Source organism: Streptomyces sp. NPDC058335, assembly GCF_042723915.1.
GTDB lineage: Bacteria > Actinomycetota > Actinomycetes > Streptomycetales > Streptomycetaceae > Streptomyces.
Map to the genome: position 1 here is coordinate 1 of NZ_JBHXHX010000014.1, position 16,066 is coordinate 16,066.

Here is a 16,066-nt window from a genome sequence, read left to right on the forward strand (position 1 = left end):
CGGCCACGTACCGGGCGCCGTGTACGTCGACCTGGACCGGGAACTGGCCGGGGCGTGCGGCGCGGGCGGCCGGCACCCCCGGCCGGGCCGGGCGGAGGTCGGGGCCGCGCTGCGCCGGGCGGGGGGGGGGGCCCCCCCGCCGGGGGGCCCCCCCGGCCGCAGCCGTCAGTCCCGGCCGCCCTTCTCCTTGGCGGGCCACACGCCGGTGGTCCGCTCGATGGCCTTCGCGCCCGTACGGTCCGCCGCGCTGCGCACCGCGGCGAAGATCGCCCCCTGGATCGCCGCCGCCAGGATGACCTCCCCCCAGCCACGGTCCCGGTCCAGCGCGTCCGGGGCGTCGTCCTCCTTGCGGACGGCCTTCCAGACCTTGCGGAAGGCCATCCCCGCCAGCGCGCCGCTGGCCCAGCCGAAGACGAATCCGACGGGCTGGTAGACGAGCGGGAGCTTCTGCTTCTTGCCCACGTGTACCTCCTGTGTGTGTAAGGGGAGTTCAGGGCCGGCCCCGCGGCGGGACCTCCTCGCCCGGCCGTACCGGGCCGGGCGGCGTGCCGTCGCCGAACGGCCGCCCGCCGAGCCGCTCCCGGTGGTGCGGGCTCAGCCAGCCGGACAGGTCGGGCCCGAGGGGGACGATCCGGGTCGGGTTGATGCCGGTGTGGACCTGGTGGTAGTGGCGTTTGATGTGATCGAAGTCGACGGTGTCACCGAAGCCGGGCGTCTGGAAGAGGTCGCGGGCGTACGCCCACAGCACGTCGTTCTCCGCCAGCTTCCACCGGTTGCACTTGAAGTGGCCGTGATACACGGCATCGAACCGCACCAGCGTGGTGAACAGCCGGATGTCCGCCTCGGTGATCGTGTCGCCGACGAGATACCGCTGCCCGGCCAGCCGGGACGACAGCAGCTCCAGCCGCCGGAAGACCGCCGCGCAGGCCCCGTCGTACTCGTCCTGTTCCTTGGCGAACCCCGCCCGGTAGACACCGTTGTTGACGTCCTCGTACACCTCGGCCATGACCGCGTCGATCTCGTCGCGCAGCGGCTCCGGGTAGAGGTCGGGCGCCCCGTCCCGGTGCAGGCCGCTCCACTCGGTGGCGAGGTCGAGGGTGATCCGCTGGTAGTCGTTCGTGACCAGTTTCCCGTCGGTGACGTCCACGATCGCCGGTACGCTCACCCCGCCGGGGTAGTCCTTCTCGCGCCGGTCGTAGGCCTCGGCGAGGAAGCGGATCCCGAGTACCGGGTCCCGGCCGTCGGGGTCCAGGGTGAAGCGCCAGCTGCGGTCGTCCTGGACCGGGTCGGCGATCGCCATCGACAGGGCGTCCTCCAGCCCGAGCAGCCGCCGGGAGATCACGGCCCGGCTGGCCCACGGGCAGGCACGGCTGACGACAAGGCGGTAGCGGCCGGACGCCACGGGCCAGCCGTCGCGGCCGTCCGCGGTGATCCGGTCGGCGAAATGGCTCTTGGACCGCTTGAACGCCTTGTGCCCGTAGGCGCTGTTGCCGTCGTCCCGGCCCGCCATGGTTCCTCCCGGTCGTGGTGTGCATGGATTTCGCTCACCCACCGCGTTCCCCGTTTTCCGCCGTCGGCACGGTGTGAGTCCGAACGGCCGGGGCAGTCGGCGGAGGTGACTGGGACGACTTCGAAAGGCACGATGGCGAAAGGCACGACCGGGAAGGACGAGGTCCCCGAAGGCCCGGCCTCGGAAGGCCCCACCGCGGAAGGCCCCACCGCGGAAAGCCCGACTTCGCGGAGCACCGCCGAACCCGTCGAGGACCGCAGGACACGCGTCACCGTGCTGGTGGCGCTCGCGGCCAACCTGGTCATCGCGGTCGCCAAGCTGGCCGGTGGTCTGCTCGCGGGCTCGCCCGCGCTGCTGTCCGAGGCGGCGCACTCCGTCGCCGACAGCCTCAACGAGATCTTCCTGCTCGCCGCGCTGCGCCGCAGCCGCCGCCCCGCCGACCGGCGGCACCCCTTCGGCTACGGCAAGGAACGCTTCTTCTGGTCGCTCCTCGCGGCCGTGGGCATCTTCGTCATGGGCGGCTGCTTCTCCTTCTTCCAGGGGGTCGAAGCCCTGCGGACCGGCGCGGAGGAGAGGTTCAGCGGCTATGTGGCCGGCCTGATCGTGCTCGGCGTCGCCCTCCTCGCGGAGGGGGCCTCGCTGTTGCGGGCCCTGCACCAGGCGCGCCGGCAGGGCGGCACCGCGGGCCTGCGCGACCCGGCCCTGCGCACGGTCCTCGCCGAGGACGGGACCGCGGTGCTCGGCGTCGTCCTCGCCGCGACCGGCATGGTCCTGCACATGGTCACCGGCCAGGTGGTGTGGGAGGCGTCCGCCTCGCTCGCGATCGGCGCACTCCTCGTCTGCGTCGCCTACGGCCTCGGCCGCGAGGCCCGGGACCAGCTGATCGGCGAGGCCGCCGATCCCGAGACCGCCGACCGGATCCGCGCCCTGCTGGCCGCGCAGCCGGAGATCGACAGCGTGGAGGGGCTGTTCACGATGCGGACGGGTGTGGACTCGGCCCTGGTGGCGGCTCGCGTCGACCTGATGCCCGGCCTGGACAGTGAGCGCGTCGAGGAGGTCGCGATGCGCATCAAGCGCTCCCTCGCCGGTGTCGTCCCCGAGGCGGACCAGATCTTCCTCGATGTGACCGACCGGCCCGCCCGGGAGCACGGCGAAAGCCCCGCCGCGACGGGGGAGCGCGGCGGGGCCTGACTTTCGAGTGCCCGGCACGGAGACGTCCATGCCTCCCGCGGGCAGATTTTTCTACGGAGTTCTCCCGGCGAACGCCGGCCGAGGCGTCGACCGGCTCCCTTCCGCGGGCCGGTTCCGCGGGCCGGTGCGGCCGGTCAGTGCGGCCGGTCGACCGGCTCCAGGACGAAGACGGGGATCTCCCGGTCCGTCTTCTTCTGGTACTCGGCGTACTGCGGGAACGCGGCGACCGCGCGCTCCCACCACTGCGCCTTCTCCTCGCCGGTCACCTCACGGGCCCTCATGTCCCGTTTCACCGGCCCGTCCTGGAGCTCCACGCGGGGATCGGCCTTCACGTTGAAGTACCAGACCGGATGCTTGGGGGCCCCGCCCAGCGAGGCGACCGCGGCGTAGCGCCCCTCGTGCTCCACCCGCATCAGGGGTGACTTGCGGATCTTCCCACTCTTCGTCCCGACGGTCGTCAGGACGATCACGGGCTTCCCGGTGTTCTGGAGCGTGGTCCCCTTGGTGCCCCCGGAGCTCTCGTACAACTCCACCTGCTCGCGCACCCACTGGGTCGGACTCGGCTCGTACTCGCCCTCGAGAGGCATGGCACCGTTCCCTTCGTCACGTCGTCGTCGACCGGTATCCGCCTTCAACACCGGCACCGGCGCGTTTCATCCGCCGTCCGACGCACCGTCATCCGGCCATGCGCACCGCCAGCACCGTCATCACCCCGCTCGACACGAGCGCCGTCACCAGCCGCCCCCGGTGACCGGTCAGCGCCCGCCCCAGCAGGGCGCCGCCCCCGGCGAGCAGCACCTGCCAGCTCGCGGACGCGGCGAAGGCCGCCACGACGAACACCCCCTGTTCGATGGGGCGTACGGCGTCCGCGGTGCCGGTGCCGAGGACGAGCGCCGCGAAGTAGACCACGGTGGTCGGGTTCAGGAGGGTGAGCCCCAGCAGGCTGAGAAAGGCCCGCGCCGGGCTCGGCGGGGGAGGGGCGACCCGGGTGGTGAGCCGGTGGGCGCGGTAGCGGCGTACGGCCGATGTCGCGCCCCACACCGCGAGGGTCAGCAGCACGAGGGCCGAGGCCCAGCGCAGCGGACCGAGCACGGGGCGCAGCGCGGCGGCCACGGCCGAGCCGCCGACGGTGGCGAGGAGGGCGTAGATCCCGTCGGCGGTGGCGACGCCGAGCGCGGCGCACACACCGGTGCGCAGGGAGGTACGGGCGGTGAGGGAGACGAGGTAGGTCCCGACCGCGCCGACGGGTACGGCGATGCCGTACCCGGCGACCAGGCCGGCGACGAGCGCGGCCGTCACGGGCGCGCGGGCTCGGGCCTCCGGGGGACGCCGGGCTGCTGCTGGACCCGCGCCGGAAGGACGGCGGCGGACAGCGGCGGCAGGAGGGCGATGGGCGTAGGCATGGGCAGATCCTGCGGGCGGGCGCCTCGGCACGGCAACGGGTTTTCCGGGCCGCGGCGCGTCCGCTAGCGCAGCAGCGCGCAGACGAAGTCCTCCTGGACGGCACGCAGCCGCGCCAACCGGGCCGGAGCCTGGGCCTCGTTGATCTGGGCGGTGACGGTGAACGTCAGTGAACGGCGGCCGTCCGCAGTCGCGGCGATCAGCTGCGTGTAGCCGGGGAAGTTGCCGGTGTGGCCCAGGACGACGCCGCACCGGGTCGCGTAGCGGAAGATCGCCAGCCCCGCCAGGTTCCGTCCCGGTCCCGCGGGCTCCGACGCACCGGCGACCCACCGGCGCTGCTCCCGTACGACGGCCCGGTCGTACAGCGCGCCGGGCGCGTAACCGCGGATGAAGCGGGTCATGTCGGCCGGCGTGGAGATGATCCCGCCGGACGCCCAGACGCCCGAGGCGCTGAGGATCTCGCTGACGTCCTCCGGAGGCGGCGGGGTCACGTCGTACCCGTGCAGGTAGGGCTCGGGCATCCGGTGGCCCAGCGGGAGGCTCGTGTCGCGCAGTCCCAGCGGCCGGTACACGAGGTCACGCAGCAGCCGCTCGTACGACGTGCCGGTGGCGGCCTCCGCCATCAGCGCGACGGCGATGTTGTCGGAGTTCGAGTACAGGTACCGGCTGCCGGGCCGGAAGCGCAGCGGCTCGTCGGCCACGTGGTCGAGCAGGCGGCGGGGGTCGAAGCGGTGCCGCGGGTCGGCCGTCAGCACGCGAAGGAACTCGGCGTCGCGCGTGTAGTCGGGCAGGCCGCTGGTGTGGTTCAGCAGCTGCCGTAGCGTCACCGCGCCCCAGGCGGCGGGCAGCCGGGGCAGCCGCTCGCGCAGGGTGTCGTCCAGGTCCAGGACGCCGCGGTCGACGAGGCTCAGCGCCACCGCGCCGCTGAAGGCCTTCGCCGTGCTCGCGATCCGCATGTGGTCGTCGGGCCGGGGCGGGCGGCCCGTCTCCAGGTCGGCCACGCCTGCCCGCAGGACACGGCTCTCGGAGCCTCGCCGCAGTACGGCGATGACGCCGGGTGGCCCGCCCGGACCGCGGACGAACTCCTCGATCCGGCGCTGCAGCGAGCGGTCGGCGTCCGGGCCGGCGGACGCGACGGCGGGGGCCAGCGCTCCCAGAGACAGGACGAGCACGGACATGGCCCGCAGCCGGCGGCGGGTTGGTACGCAGGGCAGGGACATCGGGGCTCCCGGAGGCGGGCGGACAGTACCGGTGATCCAGCCTTCCGGCGCAGCGCGGCTCTCGCCCGCCGCGTTGCTGCACCCGGCCCAGCGCACCGGTCCCCGAGGGACCGCCCGTGCCCCTTCAGTAGGGTGCGGACGTGACCGCACAGGACGAGAAGCCGCCCTTCCTCTACGTCGTCGTCTGCGCCGCCGGCATCGCCGCGGACGTCGGAAAGCTGATCACCGCCGCACAGGAGCGCGAGTGGCACGTGGGTGTCATCGCGACGCCCGTCGCCATGAACGGCTTCTTCGACACCGCGGCCGTCGAGGCGCAGACCGGCCGGCCCATCCGCTCGGCCTGGCGGCGGCCCGGCGAACCGCGGCCCTTTCCCGGGCCCGACGCGGTCGTCGTCGCCCCGGCCACCTTCAACACCGTCAACAAATGGGCGGCCGGAATCGCCGACACCCTCGCCCTGGCCACCCTGTCCGAGACGGCCGGCCTGGGCGTCCCCATCGGCGTCCTGCCCTGCGTCTCCGACGCGCTGGCCGGCCACCCCGCCTACCAGGAGAGCCTGATACGGCTGCGCGGGATGGGTGTCCGGTTCGGGTACCCCTACGACGGCACCGAGGGCGCGGAGTTCGGCTGGGAACGGGCACTCGACCTCGTCGAGTGAGCCGGACGGCGAAGATCGCGACCGGCCCTGCCGGTGAGGGGCGGCCGATATTCTGCGAACTCGTCCGTAGCCCCACCGACGACAGGAGCGGCCAAGATGCAGTACGTGAAGCTCGGTTCGACGGGTCTGGACGTGTCGCGGATCTGTCTGGGCTGCATGACCTACGGAGTCCCCGACCGGGGCACGCACGGGTGGACCCTCGACGAGGACGCGTCCCGCCCGCTCATCCGGCAGGCCCTCGAGGCCGGCATCAACTTCTTCGACACCGCCAACGTCTACTCCGACGGCACCAGCGAGGAGATCGTCGGCGCGGCGCTGCGCGACTTCGCCGGCCGGGACGAGATCGTCCTGGCGACGAAGGTGCACGGCCGGATGCGGCAGGGGCCCAACGGCGGCGGCCTCTCCCGCAAGGCGATCCTGACCGAGATCGACCACAGCCTGCGCCGCCTCGGCACCGACCACGTCGACCTCTACCAGATCCACCGCTTCGACCCGTACACCCCGGTCGAGGAGACGATGGAGGCCCTGCACGACCTCGTGAAGGCCGGCAAGGTGCGCTATCTCGGGGCGAGTTCGATGTACGCCTGGCAGTTCTCCAAGATGCAGTACACCGCGGAGCGGCACGGCTGGACGAAGTTCGTCTCCATGCAGAACCACTACAACCTCCTCTACCGCGAGGAGGAGCGCGAGATGCTGCCGCTCTGCGCCGACCAGGGCGTCGGCGTGCTGCCGTGGAGCCCGCTGGCCCGCGGCCGGCTCACCCGCGACTGGGGCACCGCCACCGACCGCAGTGCGCGGGACGAGTTCGGCAGCGGCCTCTACCCCCGCAGCGACCGCGCCGTCGTGGAGGCGGTCACCCGCGTCGCCGAGGCCCGCGGCGTCCCGCGTGCCCAGGTGGCCCTGTCCTGGCTGCTCCGGCAGGGCACGGTGACGGCCCCGATCGTCGGCGCCTCGAAGCCACGCCACATCGAGGACGCGGTGGCGGCGGTGGAACTGACCCTCACCGACAAGGAGTCGGCAGAGCTGGAGCAGCCGTACACCCCGCACGCGGTCTCGGGTCACTGACGGCGCGGACGCGGCGCCGGGCCCGGCGTGGACGGGCCCGGAATGCGCCCCGCAATTACCTCCCGAAAAGGGACACCATTACAGCGACCGCCTCGAATGGCGAACCGTAATTGACGGATTGTCAAAGCTATTGCGGCGGTACTCAATGCCCGAAACCGCGAGATCCCTTGTTCCGCCTGGTCCGCGTGTGCAAAGGTGGGGCCTTGTCGGCGCACGGAGAGTATTTTCCCCGACCGTGCGCGCGAGGCATCCCCGTCCACACCCCCACGCTCCAAAAGAGCCGCACTCTGCGGGCGTTCGGGATGTCGAACACTGTGCGCAAGGATCCCCGTCGTGGCGAGGGCGGGTTCACCCGCTCATTTGGTACAGACTTTATCTCGCATGTCCCCGGGAGGAATGCACCCGTGAAAGACGCAGGCCTGTCGAATTCCCCTTCGGCGCGCCGCTTCGAGGTGACGGACGAACAGCTGAGCGCCGAGCTCAAGAACTGGACGGGCACCTCGCCCGCGCTGCACCCCGTCGGTGAACTGCTGGACCGGCACTGGGAGGCGGCCTTCGCCTACGCCCGGCTGTGCACCGACGGGGAGCGTGCGGCCGGCATGCTCACCACGGCGGCCTTCACCCGGCTGTTCGGTGAGACCCTGCGGCAGAACGGGCCGACCTCCGCCTGGCGGCCCCACCTCCTGCTCACCGTGCGCCGCATAGCCGCGGAGTGGGACTCCGACGGCCGTCGGGACCTGCTCCACCCCGACCTGCGCGCCGCCGAGGACGACGGCGAACGCCCGGCCGCCCGGCTGCTCCCGCCCGTGCACCGCCGCCTGCTGTCCCGGGCGTTCCAGCGGCTGTCCCAGTCCGCGCGCTGCCTGCTGTGGCACACCGAGATCGAGGCCGAACCCCTCGCCGTCCCGGCCGGACTGCTCGGCCTGGACGAGGAGGGCGCCCACGTCGAACTGTGCCGGGCCCGCGATCGGCTCCGCGAGGAATGCCTCCAGGTCCACCGCGAACTCGCCGCCGACGAGGACTGCCACCGCTACCACCGGCTCCTCGACGTCACCTGCCGCCGCGGCGGCATCGACGTCGACCCCGACCTGCGCACCCACCTGGGCCACTGCCGGCACTGCGCGCACACCGCCGACCAGCTGAACCAGTTCGGCGCGGGCCTCGGCATCGCCCTCGCCGAGGGCGTCCTCGGCTGGGGCGCCGCCGCCTACCTCAGAGCCAGGACGGAACCCTCCGCCGAAGCGTCCGTCGCGGCACCGCCCGTCCGGCGACTGGCCTCCGTCGGCGAGGCCTTCACCGACGAGACGGCCGTCGCCGCACGCCTCGGCGCGCCGGGAACCGGCGAGCCCGCCGCGGAACCGGCACCGGGCACGGAACCGGGCACGGAACCGCACGACGGCTCCCGCTCCGCGGCCCGCTCCGGCCAGGACTCCCGTCCCGGCTCCCGCCGTTCGGCGAACAAGGCGGCCCGCCGTGTCCGCCGCCGCAACCTCGCCGCCGCCGTGCTCACCGTCAGCGGGCTGGTCGTCCTCCCGCTCGTGCTGTGGTCCGCGATCTCCGGCGGCGACACCGCCTCCTCGGGCGAGGACACCGCGGCCCCCGCGCCGGACACGGACGCGTCCACCTCCGACCCGTCGTGGGTCGGCGCCGGCGAGGAGACCCAGGGCACCCTGCGCGGCCGTCTGCACAACGTGGCCTCAGGGCTGTGCATCGGCATCGCCGGCGCGAAGGCCGTCAAGGACGCCGAGACCGAGCTGGCCACCTGTTCCTCGGACGCCGGCCAGCAATGGTCGTACGAGGCCGACGGGCTGCTGCGCAACACCGAGAACCCGGACCTCTGCCTCGACTCCCACCTCGGCTACTCGGTACGGCTGGCCGCCTGCTCGGGCGCCTCGCAGCCCGGCGCCAGAAACGTCCGGTACGACTTCACCCTCCAGGGCACGCTCGTCCCGCGCTCCAACCAGAACCTCGCCCTCGCGCCCGCCGCCACCGACGGCTCCGGTGCCCTCGTCCTGAAGAACCGCACGGACAGCGGTGCCCAGCGCTGGGTGATCGACACCTCGCAGCCCGACCCGCAGATGCAGGTCGTCAACTGGGGTGCCGACAGCAACCTCGCCGAGACCCGGACCTCGACCCCGCCCCCCGCCCCCGAGGCGTCGAAGTCCCCGGCCCCCTCGTCCGCCCCGGAGCCGTCCCCGACTCCCACCACGGCCGCCCCGAGCCCCGCACCCACCCCCGGAAACAGCACCTGCGGCTACCCCTACGCGTACTCCTGCTCGGGCAGCGGCACCCCGGGCTACGGGTACGGATACGGCGGCTACGGATACGGCGGATACGGCGGTTACGGATACGGCGGCCCAGGCTCGGGCGGCCGCCCCTGACAGCACGGCCGACCGGAGCACCTCCGGGCCGGCCCGGACGCCCGATCAGGGGCCGGTGCCGGGCGCGAGCACGGTGAGACGCACCGAGGACGCATTGCCCGACACGGGGACCGTTCCGCCGGACCACGGCACCCGCAGCGGGTCCCGCTCGTCCGGCGGGGTCACCAGCAGGGTCGTAGGAGTGGCCGCCTCGGCGCCGCTGACCTCCGGGTGGGAGAACGTCAGCCCGGCCCACGCGCTGCGGCCCGGCGCCAGCGTCACGGTGACCGGATCGGAGCCCGCGTCACGGCGGGGATCAGGGCCCAGCTGCCTGCCGGAGGCGTCCAGGAAGGCGGCGCCCGGATAGCCGCGCACGGTGCAGGTACGGTCGGACGCGTTGGTGAGGACGACCGGGAAGTTCCTCTGCCCGGCCCCGGGGTCGTTGCGCCCGACGGAGGCACGCAGTTCCGAGGTGTGGCAGCGGTCGCCGGCGGCGGGTTGAACGGGGGAGGGCGCGGTGGCCGCGGCGGCCGGCGCCGTGGACGCCTGCGCGGACGTCGCCGACGAGGGGACCGACACGGAGGAGGGGGAAGCGGGGACGGACGCGGAGCCGCCACCCTGCGCACCTCCTCCGCCGCAGGCGCTCAGCAGCCCGAGCACGGCCATGGCGCCGATCGCCGGAACGGCGGAACGCCGGCCCCGCGGCGAGCGCGCCGGGCCCGTATCCGTCGGACTCGTGTCCGGCAGATCCGTGTCCGGCAGATCCGTATCCATCGGGTCCGTGTCCGTCAGGGCCGCATGTTCCATCGCTCCGCCCTCCGACGACGCCTCACGTACGGGGCAGCCACCCGTGGCGGGTGCCCGCGGCGGTACGGCCGACACCCGCGACCGCGCCTCAGTCGTCCGCGAGCAGTCCCAGCTCCGCCCAGATCGTCTTTCCGTCCGTCGTGTGCCGGCTGCCCCACCGCTGGGTGAGCTGGGCGACCAGCAGCAGCCCCCGGCCGCCCTCGTCGAACGTCCTGGCCCGGCGCAGATGCGGTGCGGTGTGGCTGTTGTCGGAGACCTCGCAGATCAGCGTGGTCGCGTCGTGGATCAGACGCAACCGGATGGGGCGGGCGCCGTACCGGATGGCGTTGGTGACCAGCTCGCTCACCACCAGCTCCGCCGTGAACGCGTGCTCGCTCAGCTCCCAGCGCGCGAGCTGCTCCACGACCTGCTTGCGGATCGGCGCGACGAGCGCGGGGTCCGCCGGAATGTCCCAGGTGGCGACCTGTGAGGCGGGCAGCCCCCGGGTGCGGGCGAGCAGCAGGGCCACGTCGTCGGCGGCCCCGCCCTGCGGGAGCAGCGTGTGCAGCACCCGGTCACAGGTCTCGTCGAGGGAGTCCGACTCCGCCGCCAGCGCCTCGCGCAGCAGCCGGTGACCGGCGTCCACGTCCCGTTCGCGGGACTCGATGAGACCGTCGGTGTAGAAGGCCAGCACGGAGCCCTCGGCGACCTCCAGCTCGGTCGACTCGAACGGCAGCCCGCCCAGGCCCAGCGGGGGCCCCGCGGGCAGCTCGACGCCGCGTGGCCCGCCGTGCGGCGGCAGCAGCACGGGCGCGGGATGCCCGGCCCGCGCCAGGGTGCAGCGTCGCGAGACCGGGTCGTACACCGCGTACAGGCAGGTCGCGCCGACCTCGCCGGGGCTGCCCTCCCCGCCGGCCTCCTCGGAGAGCCGGACCACGAGGTCGTCGAGGTGGGTGAGCAGCTCGTCGGGCGCGAGGTCGATGTCGGCGAGGGTGCGCACGGCGGTGCGCAGCCGGCCCATGGTGGCCGAGGCCTGGATGCCGTGCCCGACGACGTCCCCCACGACCATCGCGACCCGCATCCCCGACAGCGGGATCACGTCGAACCAGTCGCCGCCGACCCCGGCGCGGGCGGCCGGCAGATAGCGGGAGGCGGCGTCCACGGCGGCCGTGTAGGGCAGGGTGCGGGGCAGGAGGCTGCGCTGGAGGGCCAGGGCGGTCTCGCGCTCGCGGGAGTAGCGGCGGGCGTTGTCGATGCAGACGGCGGCGCGGGCCGTCAGTTCCTCGGCCAGCAGCACGTCGTCGGGCGAGAACGGCTCCGGCCGCCGGAACCGGGAGAAGACGACCACACCCAGCGTGGTGCCGCGGGCCTGCAGGGGGACGGACATCGTCGAGTGGGTGCCGTACTCGCGGGCCAGCTGGACCCGCCGCTCGTCCCAGCAGCGCCACGCCTCGATGTCGTCGAGCGACACCGCGGCCGCGACCGTACGGCCCGCGATCAGTGAGCCGGCCTGCGGGGAGCCGGCGGGGTAGCTGTCCACCTGACCCGGCTTGCACACGGCCTCGGGGGAGCCCGGGTTGACCGAGTGGTGGGCGGCCCGCCGCAGCTGGACGGGCGCGGTCAGCGGGCCGGTGGCCTCGGCGCCGTGCTCCTGCGGGTCGAGCAGGTCGACGCTGACGAAATCGGCCAGCGTGGGTACGCACACCTCCGCCAGCTCCTGGGCCGTGCGGGTGACGTCGAGGGTGCTGCCGATGCGCACGCTCGCCTCGTTGACCAGCTGGAGGCGCTCGCGCGCGAGGAAGTGCTCGGTGAAGTCGTGGGCGGTCACGCAGATGCCCCGGACCTGTCCCGAGGCGTCGGTCAGCGGAGCGATCCGGGCCAGCCAGGCGTGCGCCCGCTCCTCGCCCGGGGCCTTCATGACGGTCTGCATCTCCTGGCGCTCGCCGGTGGCGAGGACCCGGCGCATGTACGTCTCGATCTCCGCGTTCTGCGGCCGGTCGCCGAGGTCGGTGGCCCGCAGGCCGCGGATACGGGCCGGGGGCAGCTCGACCAGCTCGGCCATGGCGTCGTTGGCCCCGCGCAGCCGCAGCCGGTCGTCGAAGATCATGGTGGCGCAGGGGGACTGGACGAGCGCCGCGCGCATCAGGTCGTCGTCCTGCGGGTCCGGGAACCCCGCGTGCAGCGGTGTCACGGCGAGCCAGGTGACCGGGCCGCCGTCCGGCGGCTGCCGGCGGTGGGCGAGCACCCACACGGACACGGTGTGGCCGTCGCGGTGGCGCAGCGCCAGCGTGCCGCTCCAGCGGTCCTCGTCGGGGCCGGGGGGTCCGGCGGCGTCGCCGTCGGCCAGCAGAACGGCGGCCGGTCTGCCGACGACGTCGGAGGAGTGGTGGCCCAGCAGACTGCGGGCACCCTCGTTCCACTCGGCCAGCGTGCCGTCCTCGTCAATGACCGCTCGCGCCGTCGTGGCGTCGTCGAACGGGTCGTCCGAGGTCATCGTCCCCACTCCATCGCGGACACTCACAGTGAACAGGCAAGCCACTTCCGTTCCACCTTAGTGCTTGTGGCGTCGGCACGGAGGAGAACGGCCGCCCGCCCCCCTTCGTGCGGCCGGGGTGCGGGAACAGGCCGAATTCCGGGGCGCGGGACGCGTGGGACGGAAGGGCGCGACCGCCCCCTTGACGGGCCGGAGGGACACGGCGTCAGATTCTGTTTGTTGACGTTCAGTTGTGAGTACTTCTGGTTCCTGATGAGGGAGAGCCGTCATGACGGTCACTCGCAGATCGGTCCTGCTCGCCTCCGCCGCCGCCCCCGCCGCGGGCGCGTTCCTCGGCACCCCGGCGGCCGAGGCCGCGGAGACCGCCGCGGGCGACACCGGCCGGCGCACCGTCGCTCTGCGCGACGGCTGGCGCTTCGCGCTCGTGAATCCGGGCGGGATCACCGACCCGACCGGTCGGTACGCCGATGCCGCCGCCCCCGGTCACGACGACTCCGCCTGGCGACAGGTGGCGGTCCCGCACGACTGGAGCATCGAGCAGACCCCCACCACCGAGCACGGCACCACCAGCGGCACCGGCTTCTTCCCCGGTGGCCTCGGCTGGTACCGCCTGGCCTTCACCCTGCCGCCGGACTGCGCGGGCAAGCGGATCTCCGTCGAGTTCGACGGCGTCTACATGGACTCGTACGTCTACTGCAACGGCACCGAGGTGGGCCGGCACCCCTACGGCTACACCGGTTTCGCCCTCGATCTCACCGATCTGGTGCACACCGACGGCACCACCGAGAACGTCCTCGCGGTGAAGGTGCAGAACCGGCTCCCGAGCAGCCGCTGGTACTCCGGCAGCGGCATCTACCGCGAAGCCCGCCTGATCGTCACGGAGCCGGTCCACGTCGCCCGCTGGGGCACGTACGTCACCACCCCCGAGGTCGGCGACGAGCGGGCCGTCGTCCGGGCCCGCACGGACCTGGTGAACGCCTCCGGCACCGCCGCGGAGGTCGAGGTCCGCTCCCGGATCATCGCGCCGAACGGCCGCACGGTGGCCCGTGCGGCCACCACCGTCACGGTCGCCGACCGGGCCACGGAGGCCCATGAACTCACCGTGCCCGAACCGCAGTTGTGGGACTTCGCCACACCCCGCCGCTACACCCTGGAGACCGAGCTGCGGGTCGGCGGCCGGCGTACCGACACCTACCGCACCCCCTTCGGCATCCGCACCTTCCACTTCGACCCCGACGAGGGCTTCCACCTCAACGGCGCCCACGCCAAGCTCAGGGGCGTCGACCTCCACCACGACCTGGGCGCGCTCGGCGCCGCCGTCAGCGCCGACGCGATCCGCCGGCAGCTGACCATCATGAAGTCGATGGGCGTCAACGCCTTCCGCACCTCCCACAACCCGCCCGCGCCGGAGATGATCCGGGTCTGCGAGGAGCTGGGCATCGTGATGCTGGTGGAGGCCTTCGACTGCTGGCGCACCGGGAAGACCCGGTACGACTACGGGCGGTTCTTCGACGAGTGGTGCGAGCGGGACGCCGCCGAGATGGTCCTCGCGGCCCGCAACTCGCCCGCCGTCCTGGTGTGGTCCATCGGCAACGAGATACCCGACTCCACCGCCACGGCCGGCCTCGCCATGGCCGACCGGATCATCGCCGCGATCCGCTCGGCCGACGACACCCGCCCCCTGGTCATCGGCTCCGACAAGTACCGCCGCCTTCCCGCGAAGGGCTCGGCGGCCGATCTGATGCTGGCCAAGCTGGACGGACTCGGCCTCAACTACAACACCGCCAGGTCCGTGGACGACCTGCACGCGGCCTACCCCCACCTGTTCCTCTTCGAGTCCGAGTCGTCCTCGGAGACCTCGTCCCGTGGCACGTACCAGGAGCCGGAGCGACTCAACACGGGCGAGAACCACACCCCCGGCAGACGAGCCACCTCGTCCTACGACAACAACCTCGCCTCCTGGACGATGAGCGGCGAGTACGGGCACAAGAAGGACCGCGACCGGAAGTGGTTCACCGGGCAGTTCCTGTGGTCGGGCATCGACTACATCGGCGAGCCGACGCCGTACGACGTCTTCCCGGTGAAGGCGTCCTTCTTCGGCGCGGTGGACACGGCCGGCTTCCCGAAGGACATGTACCACCTGTTCCGCAGCCAGTGGACGGACGAGCCGATGGTCCATCTGCTGCCGACGACCTGGAACCACGAGCCGGGCGACACCGTCGAGGTGTGGGCGTACGCCAATGTCGGCACCGTCGAGCTGTTCCTCAACGGGAAGTCGCTGGGCGTCCGGGAGTTCGACGCCAAGAAGACCGTCGACGGGCGGCCGTATCTGGAGACCACGGAGGCCACCGGCGACGACAAGACGTTCACGGCCGGGCCGTACCCCGGCAGTTACACCAGCCCCAACGGCAGCGCGGGCAAGCTCCATCTGGCGTGGAAGGTGCCCTACGAGCCGGGGGTGCTGAAGGCGGTGGCCCGCAGCGGCGGGAGGACCGTCGCCACCGACGCCCTGCGCACGGCCGGTGCCCCGCACGCCGTCCGCCTCACCGCGGACCGAAGGTCCCTTCCCGCCGACGGCCGTTCCCTCGTCTTCGTCACCGCCGACGTGGTCGACGCGCGCGGCGTGGTCGTGCCCGACGCCGAGCACCTGATCTCGTTCGAGGTGGACGGCGGCTCCCTCGCCGGGCTCGACAACGGACGCCAGGAGAGCGCCGAGCGCTACCAGGCCAGCACCCGCACGGCCTTCCACGGCAAGGCACTCGCGATCGTGCGCTCCGGGACCAGGGCGGGCGCCCTGAAGGTGACAGCCCGGGTGGACGGGTTGCGCAAGGGCACCGTGACCGTGCGCACCGCCCACGCCGTCACGCAGGCGACGACCGCCGCGGCCGCCTTCGCGCCGGACCTTCCCGCGCCCCCCAACCATCCGTACGCCGACGCCGGTTACTCGGGCCGGACCGACACCCTGCCCGCCGCGATGCTGGACGGCGACCCGGCCACCGGCTGGTCCAACGCCTTCGTCAAGGCGGCCACCGCCCTGCTGCCCGCCTTCAGCCAGGCCCGCCCGGAGGACTGGGTGTCGGTCGACTGGGGGCGGACGCGGACCTTCGACCGGGTGGAGGTGTCCTTCACGACCGGCGGCGCGCACAGCCTGCCCGCGGCGATCGGCGTCGAGGTCGGCGACGGGGAGCGCTATGCCCCCGTCGAGGGGATGGCCGTCGCGTGGGCGGACGCCTCGGACCGGCCGACGGTGATCACCTTCGACGCCGTCCGCGGCTCCCGGCTGCGGCTCACCCTGACGAGCGGCCACCCCGGCCAGGTCGAAGGGGCTGTCAGGATCAGCAGGTTGGAGGCCTAGGAACCGGTGGGGTCCGGGCGGGGCGGCG

General features: G+C 73.2%; 12 protein-coding genes and 1 pseudogene. 6 read left to right on the top strand and 7 right to left on the bottom strand.

The window, feature by feature from the left end; all coding sequences use genetic code 11:
• Positions 1-142: pseudogene (locus ACFWJX_RS26075) on the top strand (sulfurtransferase); the annotation flags it as partial.
• Between the two features lie 23 nt (positions 143-165).
• On the opposite strand, the gene ACFWJX_RS26080 reads toward ACFWJX_RS26075, so the two are convergent.
• On the bottom strand, positions 166-462 hold the full coding sequence (locus ACFWJX_RS26080; RefSeq protein ID WP_383247746.1) for a DUF4235 domain-containing protein: 297 nt from the start codon (positions 460-462) through the stop codon (positions 166-168).
• Positions 463-490: 28 nt separating this feature from the next.
• The gene (locus ACFWJX_RS26085) at positions 491-1,510 is read right to left on the bottom strand and encodes a glutathione S-transferase family protein (protein ID WP_383247748.1); all 1,020 of its coding nucleotides are present in this window, start codon (positions 1,508-1,510) and stop codon (positions 491-493) included.
• 132 nt (positions 1,511-1,642) lie between these two features.
• Between ACFWJX_RS26085 and ACFWJX_RS26090 the strand changes: the two genes are divergently transcribed.
• Positions 1,643-2,701: a cation diffusion facilitator family transporter gene (locus tag ACFWJX_RS26090; protein WP_383247751.1), complete on the top strand. Its 1,059-nt coding sequence runs from the start codon at positions 1,643-1,645 to the stop codon at positions 2,699-2,701.
• A gap of 134 nt (positions 2,702-2,835) precedes the next feature.
• Here the strand turns inward: ACFWJX_RS26090 and ACFWJX_RS26095 are convergent, their stop codons facing one another.
• The 3 genes from ACFWJX_RS26095 to ACFWJX_RS26105 form a co-directional block, all read right to left on the bottom strand.
• Entirely contained in the window at positions 2,836-3,288 is a 453-nt protein-coding gene (locus tag ACFWJX_RS26095; RefSeq protein ID WP_383247754.1) for a nitroreductase family deazaflavin-dependent oxidoreductase, read from the bottom strand.
• 88 nt (positions 3,289-3,376) lie between these two features.
• Positions 3,377-4,000: a LysE family transporter gene (locus ACFWJX_RS26100; protein ID WP_383247757.1), complete on the bottom strand. Its 624-nt coding sequence runs from the start codon at positions 3,998-4,000 to the stop codon at positions 3,377-3,379.
• Positions 4,001-4,167: 167 nt separating this feature from the next.
• Complete coding sequence (locus ACFWJX_RS26105; RefSeq protein ID WP_383247760.1) at positions 4,168-5,322, bottom strand: serine hydrolase domain-containing protein; 1,155 nt, start codon at positions 5,320-5,322, stop codon at positions 4,168-4,170.
• Between the two features lie 140 nt (positions 5,323-5,462).
• Between ACFWJX_RS26105 and ACFWJX_RS26110 the strand changes: the two genes are divergently transcribed.
• The 3 genes from ACFWJX_RS26110 to ACFWJX_RS26120 all read left to right on the top strand — a co-directional run bounded on the left by ACFWJX_RS26110 (position 5,463) and on the right by ACFWJX_RS26120 (position 9,424).
• On the top strand, positions 5,463-5,978 hold the full coding sequence (locus tag ACFWJX_RS26110; protein ID WP_383247761.1) for a flavoprotein: 516 nt from the start codon (positions 5,463-5,465) through the stop codon (positions 5,976-5,978).
• A gap of 96 nt (positions 5,979-6,074) precedes the next feature.
• The gene (locus ACFWJX_RS26115; RefSeq protein ID WP_383247764.1) at positions 6,075-7,043 is read left to right on the top strand and encodes an aldo/keto reductase; all 969 of its coding nucleotides are present in this window, start codon (positions 6,075-6,077) and stop codon (positions 7,041-7,043) included.
• 404 nt (positions 7,044-7,447) lie between these two features.
• Positions 7,448-9,424 (top strand): ricin-type beta-trefoil lectin domain protein, encoded by a 1,977-nt coding sequence (locus ACFWJX_RS26120; protein ID WP_383247767.1) that lies wholly within the window; start codon positions 7,448-7,450, stop codon positions 9,422-9,424.
• A 45-nt stretch (positions 9,425-9,469) separates the two neighbouring features.
• Here ACFWJX_RS26120 and ACFWJX_RS26125 read toward each other — a convergent pair whose 3' ends face one another.
• A complete protein-coding gene (locus ACFWJX_RS26125; RefSeq protein ID WP_383247770.1) occupies positions 9,470-10,177 on the bottom strand; it encodes a DUF4232 domain-containing protein in 708 nt (235 codons plus the stop codon).
• Between the two features lie 121 nt (positions 10,178-10,298).
• A complete protein-coding gene (locus tag ACFWJX_RS26130; RefSeq protein ID WP_383247773.1) occupies positions 10,299-12,683 on the bottom strand; it encodes a SpoIIE family protein phosphatase in 2,385 nt (794 codons plus the stop codon).
• 268 nt (positions 12,684-12,951) lie between these two features.
• Between ACFWJX_RS26130 and ACFWJX_RS26135 the strand changes: the two genes are divergently transcribed.
• Positions 12,952-16,038, top strand: coding sequence for a glycoside hydrolase family 2 TIM barrel-domain containing protein (locus tag ACFWJX_RS26135; RefSeq protein WP_383247776.1), 3,087 nt, complete (start codon positions 12,952-12,954; stop codon positions 16,036-16,038).
• Positions 16,039-16,066 lie beyond the last annotated feature (28 nt).